The organism is Sphingomonas phyllosphaerae (genome assembly GCF_029623345.1).
Classification (GTDB): domain Bacteria; phylum Pseudomonadota; class Alphaproteobacteria; order Sphingomonadales; family Sphingomonadaceae; genus Sphingomonas; species Sphingomonas phyllosphaerae_C.
In genome coordinates this window covers 29,293-51,732 of record NZ_JAPYKH010000003.1, presented here as the reverse complement: position 1 = coordinate 51,732, position 22,440 = coordinate 29,293, and the positions used below count along the sequence as shown (strand labels likewise).

At 69.8% G+C, this 22,440-nt stretch carries 20 protein-coding genes; 13 read left to right on the top strand and 7 right to left on the bottom strand.

Annotated features, from left to right (window positions below):
- Positions 1 to 12 precede the first annotated feature (12 nt).
- Both glyS and QBJ89_RS03805 read right to left on the bottom strand, forming a co-directional pair.
- On the bottom strand, positions 13 to 2,058 hold the full coding sequence (glyS, locus tag QBJ89_RS03810) for a glycine--tRNA ligase subunit beta (protein ID WP_277979221.1): 2,046 nt from the start codon (positions 2,056 to 2,058) through the stop codon (positions 13 to 15).
- Between the two features lie 5 nt (positions 2,059 to 2,063).
- Complete coding sequence (locus tag QBJ89_RS03805; protein WP_277979424.1) at positions 2,064 to 2,903, bottom strand: glycine--tRNA ligase subunit alpha; 840 nt, start codon at positions 2,901 to 2,903, stop codon at positions 2,064 to 2,066.
- Positions 2,904 to 3,176: 273 nt separating this feature from the next.
- On the opposite strand from QBJ89_RS03805, the gene QBJ89_RS03800 reads away from it, so the two are divergent.
- The 5 genes from QBJ89_RS03800 (at position 3,177) to QBJ89_RS03780 (ending at position 6,712) form a co-directional block, all read left to right on the top strand.
- A complete protein-coding gene (locus tag QBJ89_RS03800) occupies positions 3,177 to 3,539 on the top strand; it encodes a hypothetical protein (RefSeq protein ID WP_277979220.1) in 363 nt (120 codons plus the stop codon).
- A gap of 96 nt (positions 3,540 to 3,635) precedes the next feature.
- Positions 3,636 to 4,526, top strand: coding sequence for a TraB/GumN family protein (locus QBJ89_RS03795; RefSeq protein ID WP_277979219.1), 891 nt, complete (start codon positions 3,636 to 3,638; stop codon positions 4,524 to 4,526).
- Between the two features lie 104 nt (positions 4,527 to 4,630).
- The gene (locus QBJ89_RS03790) at positions 4,631 to 5,242 is read left to right on the top strand and encodes a 50S ribosomal protein L25/general stress protein Ctc (RefSeq protein WP_277979218.1); all 612 of its coding nucleotides are present in this window, start codon (positions 4,631 to 4,633) and stop codon (positions 5,240 to 5,242) included.
- 239 nt (positions 5,243 to 5,481) lie between these two features.
- Positions 5,482 to 6,051, top strand: coding sequence for an aminoacyl-tRNA hydrolase (pth, locus tag QBJ89_RS03785; protein ID WP_277979423.1), 570 nt, complete (start codon positions 5,482 to 5,484; stop codon positions 6,049 to 6,051).
- Positions 6,052 to 6,127: 76 nt separating this feature from the next.
- Positions 6,128 to 6,712 carry a TIGR02466 family protein gene (locus QBJ89_RS03780; RefSeq protein WP_277979217.1) on the top strand — a complete coding sequence of 195 codons (585 nt, stop codon included), beginning with the start codon at positions 6,128 to 6,130 and terminating at the stop codon, positions 6,710 to 6,712.
- On the opposite strand, the gene QBJ89_RS03775 is transcribed toward QBJ89_RS03780, so the two are convergent.
- Complete coding sequence (locus QBJ89_RS03775; RefSeq protein ID WP_277979216.1) at positions 6,696 to 7,559, bottom strand: oxidoreductase; 864 nt, start codon at positions 7,557 to 7,559, stop codon at positions 6,696 to 6,698. The genes QBJ89_RS03780 and QBJ89_RS03775 overlap by 17 nt on opposite strands.
- Before the next feature lie 105 nt (positions 7,560 to 7,664).
- On the opposite strand from QBJ89_RS03775, the gene QBJ89_RS03770 reads away from it, so the two are divergent.
- The gene (locus QBJ89_RS03770) at positions 7,665 to 9,341 is read left to right on the top strand and encodes a DEAD/DEAH box helicase (RefSeq protein WP_277979215.1); all 1,677 of its coding nucleotides are present in this window, start codon (positions 7,665 to 7,667) and stop codon (positions 9,339 to 9,341) included.
- A gap of 206 nt (positions 9,342 to 9,547) precedes the next feature.
- Positions 9,548 to 10,591: a sialidase family protein gene (locus QBJ89_RS03765; protein WP_277979214.1), complete on the top strand. Its 1,044-nt coding sequence runs from the start codon at positions 9,548 to 9,550 to the stop codon at positions 10,589 to 10,591.
- Between the two features lie 304 nt (positions 10,592 to 10,895).
- On the opposite strand, the gene QBJ89_RS03760 is transcribed toward QBJ89_RS03765, so the two are convergent.
- A complete protein-coding gene (locus QBJ89_RS03760) occupies positions 10,896 to 11,996 on the bottom strand; it encodes a DUF2332 domain-containing protein (protein ID WP_277979213.1) in 1,101 nt (366 codons plus the stop codon).
- Positions 11,997 to 12,055: 59 nt separating this feature from the next.
- On the opposite strand from QBJ89_RS03760, the gene hisG reads away from it, so the two are divergent.
- Entirely contained in the window at positions 12,056 to 12,733 is a 678-nt protein-coding gene (gene hisG / locus QBJ89_RS03755) for an ATP phosphoribosyltransferase (RefSeq protein WP_277979212.1), read from the top strand.
- Positions 12,730 to 14,025 (top strand): histidinol dehydrogenase, encoded by a 1,296-nt coding sequence (gene hisD / locus QBJ89_RS03750; RefSeq protein WP_277979211.1) that lies wholly within the window; start codon positions 12,730 to 12,732, stop codon positions 14,023 to 14,025. Before hisG ends, hisD begins: the two co-directional genes overlap by 4 nt.
- 202 nt (positions 14,026 to 14,227) lie before the next feature.
- On the opposite strand, the gene serA is transcribed toward hisD, so the two are convergent.
- On the bottom strand, positions 14,228 to 15,805 hold the full coding sequence (serA, locus tag QBJ89_RS03745; RefSeq protein WP_277979210.1) for a phosphoglycerate dehydrogenase: 1,578 nt from the start codon (positions 15,803 to 15,805) through the stop codon (positions 14,228 to 14,230).
- 126 nt (positions 15,806 to 15,931) lie between these two features.
- A complete protein-coding gene (locus tag QBJ89_RS03740) occupies positions 15,932 to 17,089 on the bottom strand; it encodes a phosphoserine transaminase (protein ID WP_277979209.1) in 1,158 nt (385 codons plus the stop codon).
- A gap of 235 nt (positions 17,090 to 17,324) precedes the next feature.
- Here QBJ89_RS03740 and QBJ89_RS03735 point away from each other — a divergent pair, with 235 nt between their 5' ends.
- The 3 genes from QBJ89_RS03735 to QBJ89_RS03725 are packed head-to-tail and all read left to right on the top strand — an operon-like array spanning position 17,325 to position 19,498.
- Positions 17,325 to 17,921: a DUF4328 domain-containing protein gene (locus QBJ89_RS03735; protein WP_277979208.1), complete on the top strand. Its 597-nt coding sequence runs from the start codon at positions 17,325 to 17,327 to the stop codon at positions 17,919 to 17,921.
- Positions 17,905 to 18,564 (top strand): extensin family protein, encoded by a 660-nt coding sequence (locus QBJ89_RS03730; protein WP_277979207.1) that lies wholly within the window; start codon positions 17,905 to 17,907, stop codon positions 18,562 to 18,564. Before QBJ89_RS03735 ends, QBJ89_RS03730 begins: the two co-directional genes overlap by 17 nt.
- A 49-nt stretch (positions 18,565 to 18,613) precedes the next feature.
- Positions 18,614 to 19,498, top strand: coding sequence for an LOG family protein (locus tag QBJ89_RS03725; protein WP_277979206.1), 885 nt, complete (start codon positions 18,614 to 18,616; stop codon positions 19,496 to 19,498).
- A gap of 145 nt (positions 19,499 to 19,643) precedes the next feature.
- Here the strand turns inward: QBJ89_RS03725 and QBJ89_RS03720 are convergent, their stop codons facing one another.
- Entirely contained in the window at positions 19,644 to 20,933 is a 1,290-nt protein-coding gene (locus QBJ89_RS03720; RefSeq protein ID WP_277979205.1) for a hypothetical protein, read from the bottom strand.
- Between the two features lie 65 nt (positions 20,934 to 20,998).
- Here QBJ89_RS03720 and QBJ89_RS03715 point away from each other — a divergent pair, with 65 nt between their 5' ends.
- Positions 20,999 to 22,252, top strand: a complete 1,254-nt coding sequence (locus QBJ89_RS03715; RefSeq protein WP_277979204.1) for a putative DNA modification/repair radical SAM protein — start codon at positions 20,999 to 21,001, stop codon at positions 22,250 to 22,252.
- Positions 22,253 to 22,440: the final 188 nt, after the last annotated feature.

Sequence of the window (22,440 nt, the reverse complement as noted above, 5' to 3'; positions counted from 1 at the left end):
GCGCGGTGTGACTCAACCTTCGATCTTGGCGAAATCGGCGACAGTGTGGACCGCGGCGCGGACGCGCGCGAGCAGCGCCAGCCGCGCCGCGCGTTTGGCCGGATCGGGATCGTTGACGGTCACATGGTCAAAGAAGGCGTCGATCGGGGCGCGGAGCGTCGCGAGCGCGGCCATCGCGCCCTCGAAGTCCTCGCGCGCGACCGCGTCGGCGGCGGCGGGCTCGGCCGAGTCGAGCGCGGCGATCAGCGCGGCTTCGTCCTTTTCGGGCGTGTAGGACAGGGGCGCGTGCAGTGGCGCCGGTACGGCGTCGCCGACGCCCTCCTTCTTGAGGATGTTGGCGGCGCGCTTGTAGCCGGCCAGCAAATTGGCGCCGTCCTCGGTGCCGACGAACGACTGAAGCGCACGCACGCGCGCGAGCAGGCGGACGAGATCGTTCTCGCCGCCCAGTGCGAAGACGGCGTCGATAAGGTCATGACGTACGCCGGCCTCGCGCTGCTGGACCTTGAGGCGGTCGGCAAAGAAGTCGAGCACGTCGCGCGACGCGACCTGGCTTAGCGGAAAGCGTAGGCCGTTATCGAGGATCAACGCGATCACGCCCAGCGCCGAGCGACGCAGCGCGAACGGGTCCTTGGATCCGCTCGGGCGCAGGTCTGCGGCGAAGAACTGCGTGATGCTGTCGAGCTTGTCGGCGAGGCTCACCGCCACCGTCACTGGAGCGGTCGGCACGTCGTCGCCCTGCCCGACCGGCTTGTAATGGTCGCGCACCGCCTCGGCCACCGCAGCCGGCTCGCCCTGCGCCGCGGCGTAATAGCCCCCCATCAGTCCCTGGAGTTCGGGGAACTCGCCGACCATGCCGGTAACGAGGTCGGCCTTGGCGAGCCGTGCCGCACGCCCCGCCATGTCGGCAAGCGACGCTAGATCCTCCCCGCGAGCGGAGAGGATCACACCCTCTTCCACCAGCCAACGTGCCAGCCTGGCGACGCGCTCCACCTTGTCCGTCACCGTGCCCAGCTTCTCGTGGAACACGATCTTCTCGAGCTTCGCCGCCTGTTGCTCGAGCGGCACCTTGAGATCGGTTTCGTAGAAGAAGCGCGCGTCGCTCAGCCGCGCCGCGAGCACCTTGCGGTTGCCGTCGACGATCTTCGCACCGCCGTCGCTCGCGGCGATGTTGGCGGTGCACACGAACGCGTTCGCGAGCCGCCCGTCAGCGTCGCGGCACACAAAATACTTCTGGTTCACGCGCGCGGTGAGCTGGATCACCTCGGGCGGGACGTCGAGGAAGGCAGGATCGAAGCGGCCGAGCAGCGGCACCGGCCACTCGGTCAGCCCGGCATTCTCCGCCACCAGCCCTTCATCCTCGACCAGGACCAGCCCCGCCTCGGCGGCGAGCGCGGCGGCGCGCTCACGGATCAGCGCGGCGCGCTCGTCCTGGTCGACGATGACGTGGCAGGCGCGCAGCTTCTCGACGTAATCCGCCGCCGAGCCGATCGTGATCGCGCCGGGATGGTGGAAACGATGGCCGCGTGTCGCCGCGCCGCTCTCGACCCCCGCGACGCTCACCGGCACGACCTGCTCGCCGAACAAGGCGATGATGCCGTGCAGCGGACGGACCCAGCGCAGGCTTTCGGTCGAGCGCGACTCCGCGCCCCAGCGCATCGACTTGGGCCAGGGAAAGCCGCGGATCACCGCGGCGACTGCCTCGGCGAGCACCTCGGCGGTAGCGCGGCCGGGCTTCTCGCTGATCGCGTAGAGCACGCCGTCGCGCTCGGTGAGCTGCTCGCGGGTGAGTCCGGTCTTGCGCAGGAAGCCCTCAAGCGCCTGCGGCGGGGCGGAGGCGCGCGGGCCCTTGATCTCCTCCGAGACGGCGGCGGTCGCCTCGGGCAGGCCGCGCGCGATCAGCGCGAGCCGACGCGGTGTGGCGTAGGTGACGGTCTCGCTCGCGGTGAGCCCGGCGCGCGCGAGCTCGGCGGCGAACAGGCGGGCGAGGTCCTCGCGCGCCCTGGCCTGCATGCGGGCGGGGATCTCCTCGGAGCGGAGTTCGAGCAGGAAGTCGGTCATGTGGTTCACGCCGCCCACCCGTTCTTCTCCATCCATGCCCCGCACGCGCCCTTCGCCAGGTCGCGCACGCGGCCGATATAGGCCTGGCGCTCCGCCACCGAGATCACGCCGCGCGCCTGGAGCAGGTTGAACGTGTGGCTCGCCTTGATCGCCTGCTCATAGGCCGGGATCGGCAGCCCTGCGGCGAGGCTGTTCTCGCACTCGGCCGCGGCCTTGCGGAAGGCGTCGAACAGCGCGTCGGTGTTCGCTACCTCGAAGTTCCACGCGCTCATCTGGCGCTCGTTCTCGAGGAACACGTCGCCGTAGCTCACCCCCGCATCGTTGAAGCGCAGGTCATAGACGTTGTCGACGTCCTGGATGTACATCGCCAGCCGCTCGAGCCCATAGGTCAGCTCGCCCGCCACGGGCTTCATGTCATAGCCGCCCATCTGCTGGAAATAGGTGAACTGGGTCACCTCCATCCCGTCGCACCAGACCTCCCAGCCGAGCCCCCAGGCGCCCAGCGTCGGGCTCTCCCAATCGTCCTCGACGAAGCGGATGTCGTGGACGCCCATGTCGACCCCGATCGCGGCGAGGCTGCCGAGGTACAGCTCCTGCAGGTCGGGCGGGCTCGGCTTCAGGATCACCTGATATTGGTAATAATGCTGGAGCCGGTTGGGGTTCTCGCCGTAGCGCCCGTCGGTCGGGCGGCGGCACGGCTGGACGAAGGCCGCGTTCCACGTGTCCGGCCCGAGCGCGCGCAGCGTGGTGGCGGGATGAAAGGTGCCCGCGCCCATCTCCATGTCATAGGGCTGGAGGATCACACAGCCGCGCTCCGACCAATATTGGTGGAGCCGCAGGATCATCGCCTGGAAGCTGAGCGGGCGGGTGGCGCTGGGGTCGGTCACCGCGGCGCTGTGGCGGAAGCCCGGCGCGGAATCAAGCGAGCGGCGGCGCTCACCGCGCGCTATCAATTCAGCCGCCCACCGCCAAGTCGTTGACGATGTTAGCGCAAAATCGTTCCCGTCCCTATCAAGGTACGCGAGGGCGCCAGATATCCTAAGCAAGTTCAGTCGGCCGAGGTTCAGCCAGCCGTTGCTAACGCTATCATCCCCTGATCTGCGAAAGGAATGATCCTCTTGGCCTATCCCTTTCTCTTCGTTGCGCTTCTCCTCGGCGTCACGCCGATACCGTCGCCCTCCAACTCTCCCGTGGCCGCCGCGCGCGCGGCACATGCTCTCCCGGCCTGCCGTCCGCTCGGGCTCGCCCGCGGCGTCGTGCCGGCGACCTCGGTGCTGGCGACGCGCGCAACCGTGCTCCAGGCCGATATCGCCGCGGCGCGCAAGGCGCGCTCCGTGCCGCAGCAGCAGGCCGATGCGCTGTGGCAGCAGGCCGACCAGGTGCGGCAGCGCGTCGCAGGCAAGGTGCGTCTCCCGGTCGCCACCCGCGCCGAGGCGCATCGCACGCTCGAGTCGATCGCGGCACAGCTCTGCCGCCGCTGACGCCATGCCGGCGCGCGCGCCGCGCTTGCCCGGCGCGACGCTCGCGCCGATAGCGCACCCTTTCCTTCGCCGAGACGTCGCCGCATGAACGCTGCCATGAAGATCGCTCTCTCCGCCCTCGCGCTGCTACTCGCGCTCCCCGCCTGCGCGCAGCAGGCCCCCGCCCCCACCACCCCGGCCGACGCCGATCCCGCGCTTTGGGTGGTGAAGGACAAGGATACGACGATCTACCTGTTCGGCACGATCCACGTGCTGAAACCCGGTCTGTCGTGGTTCGACGAGGGCGTGAAGAAGGCATTCGACCGCTCGCAGACGCTGGTGCTCGAGATGGTCGAGCCCGACCCGCAGACTGCGCAGCAGATCGTCGCGGCCAAGGCCTTCGCCCCGGGGGGCAGCGCCCTGACGACGCAGCTGCCGCCGAATTATCGCCCCGCCTTCGCCAAGGCGATGAGCGAGGGCGGCGTCACCGCCCAGGCCTATGACAAGATGCGCCCGTGGTTCGCCGCAGTGACGCTGTCGCTGCTGCCGGTGCAGAAGCTGGGCTACCAGGCCGCCAACGGCCCCGAGAAGGTGCTGACCGAGGCCGCGCGCGCGGCGGGCAAGCAGGTGGTGGGGCTGGAGACGTTCGAGGGCCAGCTCGGCATCTTCGACCTGTTGTCGCAGCCGGCGCAGCTCCAGCTGCTCGAGAGCACGCTCGACGAGCTGCCCACCGCCGAGCGGACCTTCGACACGCTGGTTTCCGCTTGGTCGCGCGGCGACCCCGACGGCGTGGCGCGCGAGATGAACGATTCGCTCAAGGATTCACCCGAGGTCGCCAAGGCGCTGCTGGTCGATCGCAACAAGCGCTGGGCCGCCTGGATCGCGGAGCGCATGAAGCGGCCCGGTACCGTCTTCGTCGCGGTCGGCGCGGGGCATCTCGCCGGGGCGCAGAGCGTGCAGGCGCAGCTCGGCGCGTATCGGCTCAAGGCGGTGCGGGTGAACTACTGATTGCGTTTCGGGCGCGTCGCGGCTAAGCGCGCGCACTTCCGTCATGGTCATCCCTGGAGGCGTGGCGGGAGCATATCAGTCATTCTACGTTTCGGAGCACCAACATGAGCGATACCATCACGCTCGCGGCCGAGACGCGTGACCGGGTTGGCAAGGGAGCCTCCCGCTCGCTGCGTCGCGAAGGCCGCGTCCCCGCCGTGATCTACGGCCAGAACCAGGCGCCGTCGGCGATCCACCTCGAGGAGAAGGCGCTGGTCAAGGCGCTGTCGTCGGGCCACTTCATGAACTCGGTGATCATGGTCGACGGGCAGCGCACGCTGGCCAAGGACGTCGCCTTCCACCCGGTGACCGACCGCCCCACCCACGTCGACTTCTTCCGCATCTCCGCCGACGCGACCGTTACCGTCGCGGTGCCGGTGGTGTTCGTCGACGAAGAGGAATCGCCCGGTCTCAAGAAGGGCGGCGTGCTCAACGTCGTGCGCCACGAGCTCGATCTGGTGGTCGATGCGGGCAACATCCCAAGCGAGATCAGCGTCTCGGTCGCGGGCAAGGACGTCGGCGACTCGATCCACATCAGCGAAGTGACGCTGCCGCAGGGCGCGCACCCGGCGATCGAGGACCGCGACTTCACCGTCGCAACGCTGGTCGCGCCGTCGGCGCTGCGCTCGGAGGGCGCGGCCGACGAGGACGCCGGCGAGGATTCGGCCGAGGGCTGACCGTCTCGCTCCGCGTGAGCCATGCGAGGGGCAGGGTGGCGGCGACGCTCCCCTGCCCTTTGGTTTTGTGGAGGCTCGGCGACGCGTTCACGCCCATCATGAAGGGCCTGACCCGACACCCATGAGGCCGCAGACGAACGGACGACGACGCTCGCGACGGCATGGATCCCGGCTCAAGGCAGGGATGGCGCCGCCGGCGAGAGAGCCGCTGACCTGCCCCCCATCAGGAGATGATCACCGTGCAACTCTGGGTCGGCCTGGGAAACCCCGGGGCGCAATATGCGATGCACCGGCACAATGTCGGCTTCATGGCGATCGACTCGATCGCCGAGGTTCATGGCTTCGCGTCGCCGGCCAAGAAGTTCCAGGGCTGGCTCCAGGAAGGGCGCGTGGACGGCATGAAGGTGCTGCTGCTCAAGCCCGCCACCTTCATGAACGACAGCGGCCGCTCGGTCGGCGAGGCGCTGCGCTTCTACAAGCTTGGTGCCGAGGCACTCACCGTGTTTCACGACGAGCTCGATCTCGCGCCGATGAAGGTCAAGGTGAAGCAGGGCGGCGGCACCGCCGGGCACAACGGCTTGCGCTCGATCGATCAGCATCTCGGGCCGGACTTTCGCCGCGTGCGGATCGGCATCGGCCACCCCGGCCACAAGGACCGCGTCACCGGCCACGTGCTCGGCAATTACGCCAAGAGCGAGATCGACCCGCTCAGCGACCTGCTCGGCGCCGTCGCGGGCGAAGCGGGCTGGCTGGCCAAGGGCGATGACGTGCGCTTCATGAACGACGTCGCGCTGCGGCTGGGAGCGTGAGCAAATCCCCCTCCCCGTGCCGGGAAGGATTTTGCACCGACCCAGGCTAAACCCTGCGCGACAACAAGGACCCACCATGCCGACGCGCCAGCTCTTCCCCACGCATTTCTACGAGGTGCGGCTCGACCAGCCCGCGCTGCTCGACGGGCTGGCCGACTCCTGCCGCGCGCTCGCCGCCGAGGACGTCGCCGGCAGGCGCTGGTCCAAGGCGCACGGCTATCGCGGCTACACCAGCTATGCCTCGCTCAACGACCTGCCGCAGCGCGACCCCGCCTTCGCCGACCTCAAGCGGCTGCTCGACCGCCATGTCGCGACCTTCGCCGCCGAGGCCGGGTTCGATCTCGGCGGGCGCAAGCTCAAGCTCGACAGCCTGTGGGTCAACGTGATGAAGCCCGGCGGCACGCACTCGGGCCATCTCCACCCGCACAGCGCGGTGTCGGGCACCTTCTACGTCGCGGTGCCGCCCGGCTCGGGCGCGCTCAAGTTGGAGGACCCGCGGCTGGCGATGCTGATGGCGGCGCCGCCGCGCGACGGCACCTTCGTCTATGCCGAACCCGCACCGGGCACACTCTTCCTGTGGGAGAGCTGGCTGCGCCACGAGGTGATGCCTAGCACCGCCAAGGAGGAGCGCGTCTCCGTCAGCTTCAACTACCGCTGGTAGCGTCGGCCGGGAAGTCGGCGCCGAGCGCGGCGTCACGCTGCGCCTCGATCTCCGCGACGCGCGCGCGCAGCCGCTCGGTCACCGCGTCATAGCCCCACTTCCCGAGCACGAGATGCCGCGGCGGCGTGTCGCGCTCGACCGCTTCGATCATCGCCTCGGCCGCGCGTACCGGGTCGCCGGGCTGGTTGCCCGAGACGCCCTTGGTCGATTCCATCCGCGCCTTGGCGGTCTCGGCATAGTCCGCGATCGTGCTCGGCGTCTGGCGCAGCGAGCGGCCCGCCCAGTCGGTGCGGAACGGCCCTGGCTCGACGCAGGTGACCGCGATGCCGAGCGGCGCCACCTCGGCGGCGAGCGAGTCGGAGAAGCCCTCCACCGCGTGCTTCGACGCGGCGTAATAGCCGGACGACGGGAAACCGACGAGACCGGCGACCGAGGTGATGTTGACGATCGCGCCGGCGCGGCGCTCGCGCATCCCGGACAGCACCGCGCGGGTCAACGCGAACAGGCCGAAGACGTTGGCGTCGAACTGCGCGCGGATCTCGCCGTCGTCGCCCTCCTCGATGCTCGACTGATAGCCATAGCCCGCGTTGTTGACGAGCACGTCGATCCGGCCGAAGCGAGCGGTCGCGGCGTGGACCGTGTCGGCGATCTGCGCCTGATCGACCACGTCGAGCGACAGCGCAAGCGCGCGGTCGCCGTATTGCTCCACCAGATCGGCGACGCGGTCCGAGTCGCGCGCCGTCACCACGGCGCGCCATCCGCGCTCCAGAACCAGCCGAGCGAGCTCGCGCCCGAAGCCGGTGGAGCAACCGGTGATGAACCAGACGGGGTCGTTGACGAGCGCCATGTCGCGTCTATCCTGCCGTGATAGGGAGAAAAGCGCCGAACGTCCCGGCTGCGGCACCGTTCCCACTGGCAATTTTCCGCCATCGCGCCCATGTGCGCTGTCCTCATGGACTTTCCGAATCTTCCTGCCGCGCTGGGCAGCGCGCTCGCCGCGCGTGGCTATACCGCGCTCACTCCCGTCCAGTCCGAGGTGACGGCCGATGCCGCGCACGGCCGCGACCTCCTCGTTTCCGCACAGACCGGCTCGGGCAAGACCGTCGCCTTCGGCCTCGCGATGGCCGAGCAGTTGCTGAGCGAGGACGGTGCGCTGCCCCCGGCCGCAGCGCCGATGGCACTGGCGATCGCACCGACGCGTGAACTCGCGCTTCAGGTCGCCAAGGAGCTGGCGTGGCTCTACGCCGATGCGCGGATCGCCACCTGCGTCGGCGGCATGGACGCCAGCCGCGAGCGGCGCGCGCTCAACCATGGCGCGCACATCGTCGTCGGCACGCCGGGCCGGTTGCGCGATCACGCCGAGCGCGGTGCGCTCAAGCTCGGCCAGCTTCGCGTCGCGATCCTCGACGAGGCCGACGAGATGCTCGACATGGGCTTTCGCGACGACCTCGAAGCGCTGCTCGACCAGACCCCGCCCGAACGCCGCACCCTGCTCTTCTCCGCGACGCTGCCGCGCCCGATCGTCCAGCTCGCCAAGACCTATCAGCGTGACGCGCTGCGCATCTCCACCGTCAGCGAGCAGCGCGGCCACGGCGATATCGCCTATCGTGCGGTCACCGTCTCGCCCGCGGACATCGAGCATGCGGTGATCAACCTGCTGCGCTTCTACGAGGCGGAGACCGCGATGCTGTTCTGCGCGACGCGCGACAATGTCCGCCACCTCCACGCCGGGCTGGTCGAGCGCGGCTTCGCCGCGGTGGCGCTGTCGGGCGAGCATTCGCAGAACGAGCGCAACCAGGCGCTCCAGGCGCTGCGCGACCGCCGCGCACGCGTCTGCGTGGCGACCGACGTGGCGGCGCGCGGCATCGACCTGCCGACGCTCAGCCTCGTCATCCACGTCGAGATGCCGCGCGACGCCGAGGTGCTCCAGCACCGCTCGGGCCGCACCGGGCGTGCGGGCAAGAAGGGCACCGCGGTGCTGATCGTGCCCTATCCGCGGCGGCGCCGCGTCGAGATGATGCTGCGCGGCGCGCGCATCGCGACCGAATGGGGCGAGGTGCCCAGCGCCGAGGAGATCCGTGCCAAGGACCGCGAGCGCCTGCTCGAGACCTTGCTCGCGCCGGTCGAGGTCGACGACGACGATCGTGCGCTCGCCGCCGAGCTGCTGGCGCAGCGCTCGCCCGAGGACATCGCCGCCGCGCTGGTGGCGGCGCAGCGTGCCGCGCTGCCCGCACCCGAGGAGCTGACCGGCCAGGCGCCGAGCGAGAACGCGCAGAAGGGGCATCGCGACGGCTTCGACGACGTCGTGTGGTTCCGCATGAACATCGGCCGGCGCCAGAACGCCGATCCGCGCTGGGTGCTGCCGCTGCTGTGTCGTCGCGGTCACGTCACCAAGAGCGAGATCGGCGCGATTCGGATCGGGCCGATGGAGACGCAGTTCCAGGTGCCGAGCGCGCTCGCTGGTCGGTTCGCCGCGGCGGTCCGCGCTTCGGCCAACAGCGACGGCGAGGACGAGAACGGCGTCCGTATCGAGCAGATGGAGGGCGCTGCGCCGCCGCGCGCCGCGCGCGTGCCGCAGCGCCGGCCGGGTGGCGGCGCGCCGACGGCGCGCGGGCCGCGGCGGCGGTAAGCGGGGCGGTGAGGCCATTGTCGCGCCTCGCCTAAGCTGTTCCCCGGCGCAGGCCGGGGCTCAGTTGGGACGGCGCTCGTAAGATCCACTGACGTTCCCGACTGGGCCCCGGCCTGCGCCGGGGAACAGCAGTGGACGTGCACGTTCCTCATGACGCGCCCTCCCTCGTCGCCTACAGCCGGCGCCTCCACCATCGAGGCGCCACCATGACCCTCCCCCGCGCGCTGGCGCTCGCGTTCGCGGCCGCCCCCACGCTCGCCGCGACCGCACCCTCCGTCATCGTCGCCAGCGAATTCATCGACCCCGCCCCGCCCTATCCACAGGCGCACGCCTCGACGATCGTCCAGCTCGCCGACGGCGCACTCGCCGCGGCGTGGTTCGGCGGCAGCGGCGAGGGTCGCGCGGACGTTCGCATCTGGTTCGCGCGCCGCACCGCCGCCGGCTGGGAGAAGCCGCGCGCGGTCGCCGCTGGCGACGGGCAGCCAACGTGGAATCCCGTATTGTTTCAGCCGGCGGGCGCGCCGCTCCAGCTCTACTACAAGGTCGGGCCGAACCCGCGCGACTGGTGGGGCATGGTGAGCGATTCGCGCGACGGCGGCCGTCATTGGGGCGTGCCCCGCCGTCTGCCCGCCCGCGTGCTCGGCCCGATCAAGAACAAGCCGATCGTCGCGCCCGACGGCGCGTGGCTGGCGCCGTCGAGCCGCGAGGTCGGTAGTGCCGCGCACAACCGCTGGTACGCGCTGGTCGAGCGCTCCACCGACCGCGGGCGTACATGGCGCGCGCTGCCTGCGATCGCCTCGCCACGTGGGCTCGAGGCGATCCAGCCAAGCCTGCTGACGCTGCGTGACGGGCGACTGCTGGCAGTGGCGCGGACGCGGCAGAGCGTGCTGGCAGCAAGCTGGTCCCGCGACGCGGGGCGACATTGGTCGCCGCTGACCGCACTCGCGCTGCCCAACCCCAATGCCGGCACCGACGCGGTGACGCTGGCCGACGGGCGCCAGCTGCTGGTCTACAACGACAGCAGCAACCGTCCCGGCAGCGATATCGGCCCGCGCTGGCCGCTCGCGGTGGCGCTGTCCGACGATGGGGTGCGCTGGCGCAAGGTGCTGACGCTGGAGAGCGAACCGCGGCCGGACGGCTACGCCTATCCAGCGGTGATCCAGGCGCGCGACGGGCGAGTGCACGTGACCTACACCTGGAACCGCGAGCGCATCCGCCACGTCGCGATCGATGTGCGACGGCTGCGGTAGAGTGCGCGTCGACGGGATCCGGTGACCATCACCGCGCTATCACCGCACCGAGACCGTCGGAACAGCACCGTCGCGCCAACACCCAACGTCATCGCTCCGCGGGAGCAACGCCCGCGGCCCGCGCGGCACCATGGAGTCCGGGTCGGGCCCGAGATGACGGGTGGGCGAGCCGCTTCCGCGACAATGAACGTTGCACGACCGGGCGTATGGATCCTGCCTCACGACCGGGATGACAACGGCGGGTTGCGCCACGGATCCACGACTCAGGCAGCGACGATAACCTGTGCGCTACATCAGAGTTTTTTTACCCCGGCTCGCTCACCGCCGCGTCGGGCAGCGTGATCCCCGGCCCTTCCTCCGCCGGCGCGCCCGGCGCGATCCATGCCGCATGGGCGTGTGCGCTCGCCACCGTTTCCCACCCACGGTCCTCGGGCCAGGCGCGCACGCGCACCAGCTGGCGCGCGCTCGCACGGTCCGGCTCCATCATCACCCAGGCGAGCGGGCGCTCGCGCGTCGCGCGTGCCCCCGCCGCGGTCATTGCCGCTCGGATCCGGTCGGCGCTGTCGACCGGCAGATACTGCCACACCACCGAGTGGAGCAGCACGCGAGTCACGCCCGCCGCCTGCGGCTCGGCCAGTCGCGCCTCGAGCCAGGCGGCGGCATCGGCGCGGTCGAGCGCGACGCCATGCTCGCGCACCATCGCCACCGCCGCGCGCAGCCGCTCGAGCCGCTCGGGCGCCTCGGGCCACACATAGGATTCGAGCCGCCGCGCCTGCGCCGGGTCGCGCACGTCGAGCGGGGCGACATCGCAGCCGCGCGTCGCGATGATGTCGAGCGGCACTGGCGCGGGCGGGTCGCCGCGCCACTCGGGACGAAGCGTCAGCGGCGCGTCCGCAGGGCCGATCACCGTCCCGCCGAGATCGAAACGGTAGCGGTCGATCAGCAGGTTGAGGCCAGCGCTCGCGCCGATCTCCAGCGTCTCCAGCCGCGATCCGAGATGTCGCGCCACCGCGATCAGCCCGACCATCAGCGCCGCCGCGCGCCCGGGCTCGTTGGTCTGCGGCGGTCCGTCGAGATATGGCAGCAGCCGCGCGGCGTGGCGCTCCAGCGTCGCGGCGAGCACCGCGGCGACCGCGTCCGGCTCGGTCACCGCGCCCGCGAAGACCGCCGCCAGCGCGTCGTCGGTGCGGTCCAGCACCAGCGCGTGCAGCCCGCCGATCAGCCGGAGCGGCAGCGCGTCACGCGTGGGCTCGCCGGACCAGTCGAGCACGCGCCGCGCCACTTCGCCGTCGCGCTCAAGCCGTTCGGCCAGTAGCTCGCACAGGCGCGCGTAGATCGGCGCGTCCATGCGGGCGCAGTAGAAAGCCTGGATCCGGAACGCCTCGCGCACCGCCGCTTCGTTCATGGTCGCTTCCTCCTGCCCTGCCCGTTGCTCCCGCTCGGGTGCCGCCGTAAAGCCCCGTCATGTCCGAGCCGTCCGTCTCTTCCGACCCGATCGTCATCGCGGTGCCCAAGGGCCGCATCCTCGGCGAGGCGCTGCCGCTGCTCGCCGCCGCGGGGATCGTGCCCGAACCCGCCTTCGGCGACGATAGCAGCCGCGCGCTGCGCTTCCGCACCGCCGATCCCAGTATAGAGCTGATCCGCGTCCGCGCGTTCGACGTCGCCACCTTCGTCGCGCACGGCGCCGCGCAGCTCGGCATCGTCGGCTCGGACGTGCTCGCCGAGTTCGACTATCCCGAGCTGTACGCGCCGGTCGACCTCGACATCGGCCATTGCCGCCTGTCGGTCGCCGAACCCGCCGAGCTGGCCGCGCGCGACGACCCGCGCGGCTGGAGCCACGTCCGCGTCGCGACCAAATACCCCCACGTCACCGCGCAGCATTTCGCGCGCCGGGGCGTACAGGCCGAGTGTATCAAGCTCAACGGCGCCATGGAGCTGGCGCCGACGCTCGGGCTCGCCGCGCGCATCGTCGACCTCGTCTCCTCGGGGCGGACGCTCCAGGAGAACGGGCTGGTCGAGGTCGAGCCGATCATGGCGGTGTCGGCGCGGCTGGTGGTCAATCGCGCCGCGATGAAAACGCGCGCGCACGTCTTCCCGCTGGTGGAGGCGTTCCGCGCAGCGGTGGGGAAGAAGGCGGCATGATCTGGCTCGACACAAGCGACGGCGATTTCGCCACCCGCTTCGACGCGCTGGTCGACGCGCGCCGCGAGGCCGCGACCGACGTCGCGCGCGATGTTGCCACGATCGTGCGCAGCGTGCGCGACGAGGGTGACGCCGCGCTCCATGCCTTTACGCAGAAACTCGACCGCCACGATCTCGACCAGACCGGCTGGCGCGTCGACCGCGCCGCCTGCGCCGCGGCGTTCGACGCGGTGGAGCCGGAGTTGCGGGTCGCGCTCGAGCTCGCCGCGGCGCGCATCCGCGCTTATCACGAGAAGCAGCGGCCGACTGATACCGACTTCACCGACGCCGCCGGCGTGCGGCTCGGCGCGCGCTGGCGCGCGGTCGACGCCGCGGGCGTGTACGTGCCGGGCGGGCGCGCCGCTTACCCCTCGACGCTGCTGATGAACGCGATTCCGGCCAAGGTCGCCGGGGTCGAGCGGCTGGTGGTGGTGACGCCGACCCCCGACGGCGTGATCAACCCGCTGGTGCTCGCCGCCGCGCATCTCGCCGGCGCGGACGAGGTATGGCGCGTCGGCGGCGCGCAGGCGATCGCCGCGCTCGCCTACGGCACCGAGCGGATCGCGCGGGTCGACGTCGTCACCGGGCCGGGCAACGCCTGGGTCGCCGAGGCCAAGCGCCAGGTCTATGGCGTGGTCGGTATCGACATGGTGGCGGGGCCGAGCGAGATCGTGGTGGTGGCGGACGGCGCCAACGACCCCGAGTGGATCGCCGCCGACCTGCTCAGCCAGGCCGAGCACGACACCACCACGCAGTCGATCCTGTTCACCGACGACGCCTCCTTTGCCGAGCGCGTCGCCGCGGCGGTCGACCGCCAGCTCACCGCGCTGCCGACCGAGGCGGTGGCGCGCGTCGCGTGGGAGGACAATGGCGCGATCGTGGTGGTGCCCACGCTGGCCAAGGCGATGCCGCTGGTGGACCGGCTCGCGCCCGAGCATGTCGAGCTGGCGTGCGACGACCCCCAGATGCTGTTCGACCGGCTGCGCCACGCCGGCTCGGCCTTCCTCGGGCGGCACACGCCCGAGGCGATCGGCGACTATGTCGCGGGGCCGAACCACGTGCTGCCGACGGGGCGGCGCGCGCGCTTCGCCAGCGGGCTGGGCGTGACCGACTTCATGAAGCGCACGAGCTTCCTCCAGCTCGACGAGAGCGCGCTCAACGAGCTGGGCCCGGCGACGATCGCGCTGGCGCGCGCGGAGGGGTTGCCGGCGCACGCGCAGTCGGTGGCGCTGCGGATCCGCACGAACCGGTGAGGTGCTCTCCCCTCCTCTTCGGGGGACCGGTCGGGGGTGGAGCGTCACCGCACGCGAGACGCTCAAGGAAGCGCCCCACCCCGGCCCTTCCCTCAAGGGGAGGGAGTGCCAAGTGTTAAGCTAACTCCTCCCTGAGCCCCAGGGAGGATCTAAGTCTCCACTCCGCTCGATCAGCCGCTTATCCCGTAGCGGCGGCACCTCCTCAGAACGCCAGCCCCATCGCGGTCTTCACGCCCGGCAGCGCCTTGATGCGCGCGAGCAGCTCGGCGTCAACCGGCTGGTCGACCGAGAGCAGCAGCACCGCCTCGCCGCCCGCCTGGCGCCGGCCGAGGTGGAAGGTGCCGATGTTGACACCCGCCTCGCCCAGCAGCGTGCCGATGCGACCGATGAAGCCCGGCGCGTCCTCGTTGACGACGTACAGCATCGCGCCGGTGAGATCGGCCTCGACCTTGATCCCGAACAGCTCGACCAGCCGCGGCGCCGAGTCACCGAACAAGGTACCCGCGACCGAGCGCTCGCCGTCGGCGGTGCGCACCGCGACGCGCAGCAGCGTGTGGTAATCGCCCTCGCGCTCGGTGCGGATCTCGCGCACCTCCATGCCGCGGTCGCGCGCCAGCACCGGCGCGTTGACCATGTTCACCGTGTCGGTCTGCTGGCGCAGGAAGCCGGTGAGCACCGCGCTGGTGAGCGGCTTGGGGTTGAGGTCCGCCGCGGCGCCCTCGCGGTGGATCGACACGCGGTCGATCGCGCCGGTGGCGAGCTGGCCGACGAGCGAGCCGAGCTTCTCCGCCAACCCCATGTACGGGCGCAGCTTGGGCGCCTCCTCGGCCGAGAGGCTCGGCACGTTGAGCGCGTTGGTGACGCCGCCCGAGACGAGATAGTCCGCCATCTGCTCGGCCACCTGGATGGCGACGTTGACCTGCGCCTCCGTCGTCGAGGCGCCGAGGTGCGGGGTAGAGACGAAGTTGGGCGTGCCGAACAGCGGGCTGTCCTTGGCGGGCTCGGTCACGAACACGTCGAGCGCGGCGCCGGCGATATGGCCCGAGTCGAGCCCTTGCTTGAGCGCGACCTCGTCGACCAGCCCGCCGCGCGCGCAGTTGACGATGCGCACGCCCTTCTTGGTCTTGGCGAGGTTCTCGGCCGAGAGGATGTTGCGCGTCTGGTCGGTCAGCGGCGTGTGCAGCGTGATGAAGTCGGCGCGCGCGAGCAGCTCGTCGAGCGTCACCTTGGTCACGCCCAGCTCGACCGCGCGCTCCTCGGTGAGGAACGGGTCGAACGCCACCACCTTCATCTTCAGCCCGAGCGCGCGGTCGGCGACGATCGAGCCGATATTGCCCGCGCCGATCAGCCCCAGCGTCTTGCCGGTGACCTCGACGCCCATGAAGCGGTTCTTCTCCCACTTGCCCGCCTGGGTCGAGGCGTCGGCCTCGGGCAGTTGGCGCGCGAGCGCGAACATCAGCGCGATCGCGTGCTCGGCGGTGGTGATCGAGTTGCCGAACGGCGTGTTCATCACCACCACGCCCTTGGCCGAGGCGGCGGGAATGTCGACGTTGTCGACGCCAATGCCGGCGCGGCCGACCACCTTGAGGTTGGTGGCGTGCTCGAGGATGTCCTTGGTCACCTTGGTCGAGGAGCGGATGGCGAGGCCGTCATACTGGCCGATGATCGCCTTGAGCTCGTCCGGCGTCTTGCCGGTGATCTCGTCCACCTCGACGCCGCGCTCGCGGAAGATCTCGGCGGCGCGCGGGTCCATCTTGTCGGAAATGAGTACCTTGGGCATTCAGGTGCCTTTCGATTTCGGTCGTCATCCCCCGCGGAGGCGGAGATCCAGAGCCGCTGACGATGCGGCTCCTGCGACGACCTGCGTGTCTGGATTCCCGCCTTCGCGGGGATGACGAGGAGTGTGTTAAGCTGCCGCGCTCGTCGCGGTGGCGTAGGCCCAGTCGAGCCACGGGCCGAGCGCCACGATATCGGCGGTATCGACGGTAGCACCGCACCAGATGCGCAGCCCCGGGGGCGCGTCGCGATAGCCGCCGACGTCATAGGCGGCGTGCTCCGCCTCGAGCAGCGACACCATCTTCTTGATGACCGCCTCGTCGGCGTCAACCGTGAGACAGACGCTGGTCTTCGACCGCGAGGCCGGGTCACCGGCGAGGTGCCCGAGCCAGTCGCGCTCGGCGACGATCTGGTCGAGCGCGGCGGCATTGGCGTCGGAACGCGCGATCAGCCCGCCTTCACCAAGCGACTTGGCCCATTCGAGCGACCAGATCGCGTCCTCCACCGCCAGCATCGACGGCGTATTGATCGTCTCGCCCTTGAACACGCCTTCGGTCAGCTTGCCCTTGGAGACCAAGCGGAAGACCTTGGGCAGCGGCCAAGCGGGGGTGTAGCTCTCCAGCCGCTCGACCGCGCGCGGGCCCAGGATCAGCACGCCATGTGCGCCCTCGCTGCCCAGCACCTTCTGCCAAGAGAAGGTGGCGACGTCGATCTTGTCCCACGGCAGGTCGTACGCGAACACGCCGCTGGTGGCGTCGGCGAAGCTCAGCCCCTCGCGGTCGGCGGGGATCCAGTCGCCGTCGGGCACGCGCACGCCGCTCGTAGTGCCGTTCCAGGTGAACAGCACGTCGTTGCTCCAGTCCACCTGCGCGAGGTCGGGCAACTGGCCATAGTCAGCGCGAATGACGGTGGGATCGATCTTGAGCTGCTTGACCGCGTCGGTCACCCAGCCCTCGCCGAAGCTCTCCCAGGCGAGCGCGGTGACCGGACGCGCGCCCAGCATCGTCCACATCGCCATCTCATAGGCGCCCGTGTCGGAGCCGGGGACGATGCCGATCCGGTGCGTGTCGGGCAGGTTGAGCAGCTCGCGCATCAGGTCGATGCAATATTGCAGCCGCTGCTTGCCGAGCTTCGAGCGGTGCGAGCGTCCGAGGACGTCGGTGGCGAGCTTGGCGGGATTGTAGCCGGGCGGTTTGGCGCAGGGGCCGGACGAGAAATGCGGGCGGGCCGGCCTGGTGGCGGGCTTTGCGGGCGCAAGGGTAGCGTCGGCGGCGGTCGTATCAGTCATGTCTGACTCTCCTCACAGAGAGCACGCGCGGCGTTGGGACCGCGTGGCCCGTCGATCGCGCTACAGAGGCGCGCGTCAGCTGGCAAGCCGGGTCATCGTCTAAAATAGGAGGTTGGCAGGCGGAGCAGGCAGCGGCGTGAGCGAGACGGAGGACCGGGCGTGTAACCAGATCGCTTGGGGCATCGCGGCGATTGCCGCGTGATGGCTGTGGCTTGTCGATGAAGCGATCCGCTCCATGGCGGCTCTCCTCGCGATCAACCGGCACGGCGGGATCGGTGGCCATGTCCTGCCGCTGCCGCCCCTGTCGCCGTGGCTGCTGCATCACGCGCTGGACGTCGATCTCAATCTGCTGCTCTTCGCGATCGCCGCCGTAGCGCTGCTGTGCTGGCTCGATGCCATCGGGCGCAACGCGCATCTTCTCGCGGCGACGTCGCGCTACCGGCCGAGATACAGGCCGCACTCGGCGGTGATCTGGTTCTTCGTGCCGTTCGCCACCCTGATCCGCCCCTTCCAAGTGGTGCTGGAATTCTGGCGGATCAGCCACGACCCCGCCGCGCCGACGCGCGTACCAGTCCCCGCTCTGCTGCGTTGGCGGTGGGGATTGTGGCTGCTCGACCTGACGATCGACTATGCACATTCGCAGCTGTGGGAAAGCGTCTGGGTGGAGGAAGAGCTGTTCACCCTGGCATGGCTGACGACTGTGCGCGCGATCGTGCAGACCCCGCGCGTGGTCGTCCTCACGATCATCATCCTCCACCTCTCCGTTCGGCAACGCACCACTTTAGCTCGGCGCGATCCGTCGTTACACAATCCCGATGGCGTCGTGGCGTAACCACCGTTTCCTCATCCTCCTTGTCGCGCTGCTGCTCGCCGGCTGCGGGCGGACCGAGCGCCCCGCTCCGCCGAGCGCCCGCGGAGAGGTAGAGGGCCCGAGCCTGCGCGAGACGCGCCAGTGTTTCGCCGACCTGCGCGCGCTGGGAGTCGATTTCCAGCCGCTGCCCGACAAGCAATATGGCGGCGGCTGCGCGCTGATCGGCACGGTCAAGCTGCTCGACATCGGCGTGCCCACCGCCAATCTCGGCGCGGTGCGCTGCGGCGAGGCGCGCACCTACGCCGCCTGGGCGCGCAACGGCGTCGCCCCCGCGGCCTATCAGATTCTCGGCTCCGAGCTGTCGCGCATCGTCAGCATGGGCAGCTACGCCTGTCGCAACACAATCGGCACCAAGGGTCCGGCGCGACGCTCCGGCCACGCGCTCGCCAACGCGATCGACATCGCCGCGTTCGAGTTAAAGGACGGCCGCCGCATCTCGATCGTGAACGACTGGCGCTCGCCCGACCCGCAGGTGCAGCTGTTCCTGCGCACCGTCCACGCCTCGGCCTGCCGCCGCTTCGGCACAGTGCTGTCGCCCGATTACAACGCCGTGCACCGCGATCACCTGCACCTCGAGGACGACGGCGCGCGCTTCTGCCGCTGAGGCGTCCCATGTTCTTGCGACCGTCATCATCCCGTCCTATCGATCCGCGATGACAGACACCCGCGTACCCAGCCGCGTCTTCCCGCGCGCTTCGCAGGATGCCGAGGTCGCCAAGACCAACGTCTCCACCCCGCAGACCGAGAGCCCTGCCTACAAGCTCGCCTTCCAGGACATGGACTTCCTGCTGCGAGAGGATCTGCGGCCGGTCCGCTTCCAGCTCGAGCTGCTCAAGACCCAGCTGATCTTCGAGGAAGCGCATATCGGCTCCACCTTCGTCTTCTACGGCTCGGCCCGCATTCCCGAGCCCGCCAAGGCGCAGGCGCTGCTCGATCTCGCCACCGACGAGAAGAGCCGCCGCATCGCCGAGCGGCTGGTCGCCAAGAGCAAATATTACGACATGGCGCGCGAGCTGGCGCAGCTCTGCTCCAACTTCCCGCGCGACGAGGCGGGCAAGCGCCACTTCGTGGTCTGCTCGGGCGGTGGCCCCTCGATCATGGAGGCGGCCAACCGCGGCGCGGCGGACGTCCACGCCGAGTCGATCGGGCTCAACATCGTGCTGCCGCACGAGCAGGCGCCGAACCCCTATGTCACGCCCGCGCTGAGCACGCAGTTCCACTATTTCGCGCTGCGCAAAATGCACTTCCTGCTCCACGCGCGCGCGCTGGCGGCGTTCCCGGGCGGGTTCGGCACGTTCGACGAGCTGTTCGAGCTGCTGACGCTGATCCAGACCGGCAAGGTCGAACCCATTCCGGTACTGCTGTTCGGGCGCGAGTTCTGGGAGCGCGTGATCAACTTCGAGGCGCTGGTCGAGGAAGGCGTGGTGTCCGAGCGCGACCTCGGCATCTTCCGCTACGTCGAGAGCGCCGCCGAGGGTTGGGCCGTGGTGCAACAATTCTACCGCGAGCGGCACGAGCGCGGCGACGTGCCGCGGTAATGGGCGCGGCGGGGAGGATGCTTGTCATTCAACCCAGCGTCCGTCCTGCATCGCCGCCGCCGTGGTCCGTTGCCTTCCACTTCGTCCTTCCTGCGCAGGTAGGCAGGAATCCAGACACGCCTAGGCAAGTGCAAGAGGCGCAACGTCAGTCCGTCTGGATCCCCGCCTTCGCGGGGACGACGGCTCGGGGGAGGGCCTGCTCTCCGGTCTGCGCCGGGGTCGATTCCGCGTCGCTCGCCCTCTGCCCGCCGACCCAGCGTGGCGCCGGATCACGCACCGCGGCGTGGATCAGCCACAGCAGCGCCACCGCGCGGACGCTCGCGGCGACGAGCACGTCCGCCTGAGTCGCCGAGACATTCGCCCCCTCCCAGCCGGCAAATAGCCAGAACTCGGCGAAATATGCGGCGAGGTCACCGAGCAGGAACAAGGCAAGTGGTCGCGCGCGAGTCGCGGTGAGCACCAGCAGCGGCCACAGCCATAGGTCGAACTGCGGCGAATAGACCTTGTTGGTCAGCAGGAACCAGGCGAGCACCGGGGTGAACAGCAGCCACGGCTGCGCGCTGTGGCGGCGCCAGCCAATTGTCACGATCGTCACCGCGCCGCCGACGAACAGCAGCAGCGACCACAGATTGCGCGCCGCCACGTCGGTACGCCACCAGCCGAACTGCGCCAGCAGCTCCCATACGCTGGCCGCGGTGCCGCCGCGTTCGCCCGAGAAGGCGTAGAACTCGCGCCAATTGTCGAAAGCGAACCATGCCACCGGCAGGTTCACCGCGCCCCAGGCGCCGATCGCCACCGCGACCAGCAACGCCGTGCGAGACACCCGCAGCGGGAGCGCGCCGCGCCCGACCAGCGCGCCGAGACCCAGCAGCGGGAGCAGCAGCACGGGGAACAGCTTGGCCGCGCCCCCCAACGCCGCGAGCGCAGCCGCGCGCGCCGCCTGGCCGCGCGACGCCGCGCGTATTGCCGCGACCGCGAAGGTGGCGGCGAGCAGGTCCCAATTGTGGCCGAGGTAGAGTATGAGCGGCGGCGCCAGCGCCCAGGCATATTGACGCGAGAGGCCGGCACCCGCGCCGCGGATCAGCTCCAGCACCACGAAGGCGAGAAGCGCGTTGCCGAACGTCACCGCCAAAAGGAAGTCCGCCGCGTCGGCGCGCGCGCCCCCGATGAGATGGGCAAACAAACCCTCGATCCAGATCAGTGCGCCGGTGAGCACGGGATATTCCATCCGCGCCTCGAAATAGGGCACCTGCCCGGCCGCTACCCCGCGCAAGCCCCAGAACGGCACCGCATCGCTGTAGCAGCCGGTGACATATTGCTCGCTGCCGTTCCATGCCGCGCCGCAATGCGCCTTGAAGCTCCAGCCGAGCAGGCAGGTCAGCGCCAGTGCGAGATAAGGACCATTGGGTCCGAGCCGATCGCTGATCCTCCGCACGGCACTGATCCATGGCAGGTCGCTTCGCCCTCGACAAGCCGGCGAAGTGAACATACATCGAACACATGGCGCAGCTCGACGTCCGCCAGAAACTGGAAATCCTCGCCGACGCGGCGAAGTATGACGCGTCGTGCGCATCGTCCGGCACCTCCAAGCGCACCTCGGCCGACGGCAAGGGGCTAGGCTCGACTGAGGGCATGGGCATCTGCCACGCCTACGCGCCTGACGGCCGCTGCATTTCGCTGCTCAAGATCCTGCTGACCAACAGCTGCGTGTTCGACTGCCATTATTGCATCAATCGCAAGAGCTCGAACGTGCGTCGCGCGCGGTTCAGCGCGCAGGAGGTGGTGAACCTCACGCTTTCCTTCTATCGCCGCAACTATATCGAGGGTCTGTTCCTCTCGTCGGGCATCATCAAGTCGTCGAACTACACGATGGAGCAGCTGGTCGAGGTCGCGCGGTCGCTGCGGGAGGATCATCAATTCCGCGGCTATATCCATCTCAAGACGATCCCCGACGCCGATCCCGAGCTGGTCCACCAGGCCGGGCTCTACGCCGATCGCGTGTCGATCAACGTCGAGTTGCCGACCGTGGGTGGACTGCGTCGGCTCGCACCCGAGAAGGACGGCGCCCGCATCGAGGGTGCGATGGGAGAGATGAAGGCGGCAATCACCGATACCGCCGATGCGCGCACTCGCTACAAGTCCGCGCCGCGTTTCGCACCGGCGGGGCAATCGACTCAGATGATCGTCGGCGCCGATGCCGCGACCGACGGCGACATCGTCCGCAAGGCGTCGACGCTGTACGATCGTTTCGGGCTGCGCCGCGTCTATTACTCGGCATTCAGCCCGATCCCCGACGCCTCTGCGGTGCTGCCGTTGCAGCGCCCGCCGCTGATGCGCGAGCATCGATTGTATCAGTCGGACTGGCTGATGCGCTTTTACGGCTTCTCGACCGACGAGGTCGTCGCCGCGGCGGACGAGGCGACGGGCATGCTGCCGCTCGACATGGATCCCAAGCTCGCCTGGGCGCTCAAGTTCCGCGATCGCTTCCCGGTCGACGTCAATCGCGCGCCGCGCGAGCTGCTGTGGCGCGTGCCGGGTCTCGGCACCAAGGCGGTGAAGAGCATCCTGGCAGCGCGGCGTTGGCGTCGGCTGCGGCTGGACGACGTGGCGCGGCTGACGGTCTCGATCGCGCGGGTGCGGCCGTTCATCGTCTGCGAAGATTGGCGACCAGTGGTCCTCGCCGACCGCGCCGAGCTTAGGCCGCTGGTAGCGCCCAAGGCGAAGACGCAGCAGCTGGAGCTGTTCGCGGCGTGAGAGTGATTCGCGGGTGAAACGGATTGCCGCGGTGGCGCGCTGTGGCGGGGTAATGATGCGCGACACACTTACCTCCTCTCCTCCCCTCTCCTTTAGGGGAGGGGTCGAGGGTGGGGCGTTGCCGCGAGCGGTGCGCCTGCGGGAACGCCAGACCCCAACCTCTCCCCCGCAGGGGAGGGGCTTAGACC

Excerpts from the sequence above, each read along its gene's own strand:
- glyS (WP_277979221.1), bottom strand. The coding sequence starts at position 2,058 with ATGACCGACTTCCTGCTCGAACTCCGCTCCGAGGAGATCCCCGCCCGC.
- QBJ89_RS03805 (WP_277979424.1), bottom strand. The coding sequence starts at position 2,903 with ATGATCCTGCGGCTCCACCAATATTGGTCGGAGCGCGGCTGTGTGATC.
- QBJ89_RS03795 (WP_277979219.1), top strand. The coding sequence starts at position 3,636 with ATGAAGATCGCTCTCTCCGCCCTCGCGCTGCTACTCGCGCTCCCCGCC.
- QBJ89_RS03790 (WP_277979218.1), top strand. The coding sequence starts at position 4,631 with ATGAGCGATACCATCACGCTCGCGGCCGAGACGCGTGACCGGGTTGGC.
- QBJ89_RS03780 (WP_277979217.1), top strand. The coding sequence starts at position 6,128 with ATGCCGACGCGCCAGCTCTTCCCCACGCATTTCTACGAGGTGCGGCTC.
- QBJ89_RS03775 (WP_277979216.1), bottom strand. The coding sequence starts at position 7,559 with ATGGCGCTCGTCAACGACCCCGTCTGGTTCATCACCGGTTGCTCCACC.
- QBJ89_RS03770 (WP_277979215.1), top strand. The coding sequence starts at position 7,665 with ATGGACTTTCCGAATCTTCCTGCCGCGCTGGGCAGCGCGCTCGCCGCG.
- QBJ89_RS03765 (WP_277979214.1), top strand. The coding sequence starts at position 9,548 with ATGACCCTCCCCCGCGCGCTGGCGCTCGCGTTCGCGGCCGCCCCCACG.
- QBJ89_RS03760 (WP_277979213.1), bottom strand. The coding sequence starts at position 11,996 with ATGAACGAAGCGGCGGTGCGCGAGGCGTTCCGGATCCAGGCTTTCTAC.
- hisG (WP_277979212.1), top strand. The coding sequence starts at position 12,056 with ATGTCCGAGCCGTCCGTCTCTTCCGACCCGATCGTCATCGCGGTGCCC.
- hisD (WP_277979211.1), top strand. The coding sequence starts at position 12,730 with ATGATCTGGCTCGACACAAGCGACGGCGATTTCGCCACCCGCTTCGAC.
- serA (WP_277979210.1), bottom strand. The coding sequence starts at position 15,805 with ATGCCCAAGGTACTCATTTCCGACAAGATGGACCCGCGCGCCGCCGAG.
- QBJ89_RS03740 (WP_277979209.1), bottom strand. The coding sequence starts at position 17,089 with ATGACTGATACGACCGCCGCCGACGCTACCCTTGCGCCCGCAAAGCCC.
- QBJ89_RS03735 (WP_277979208.1), top strand. The coding sequence starts at position 17,325 with ATGGCGGCTCTCCTCGCGATCAACCGGCACGGCGGGATCGGTGGCCAT.
- QBJ89_RS03730 (WP_277979207.1), top strand. The coding sequence starts at position 17,905 with ATGGCGTCGTGGCGTAACCACCGTTTCCTCATCCTCCTTGTCGCGCTG.
- QBJ89_RS03725 (WP_277979206.1), top strand. The coding sequence starts at position 18,614 with ATGACAGACACCCGCGTACCCAGCCGCGTCTTCCCGCGCGCTTCGCAG.
- QBJ89_RS03715 (WP_277979204.1), top strand. The coding sequence starts at position 20,999 with ATGGCGCAGCTCGACGTCCGCCAGAAACTGGAAATCCTCGCCGACGCG.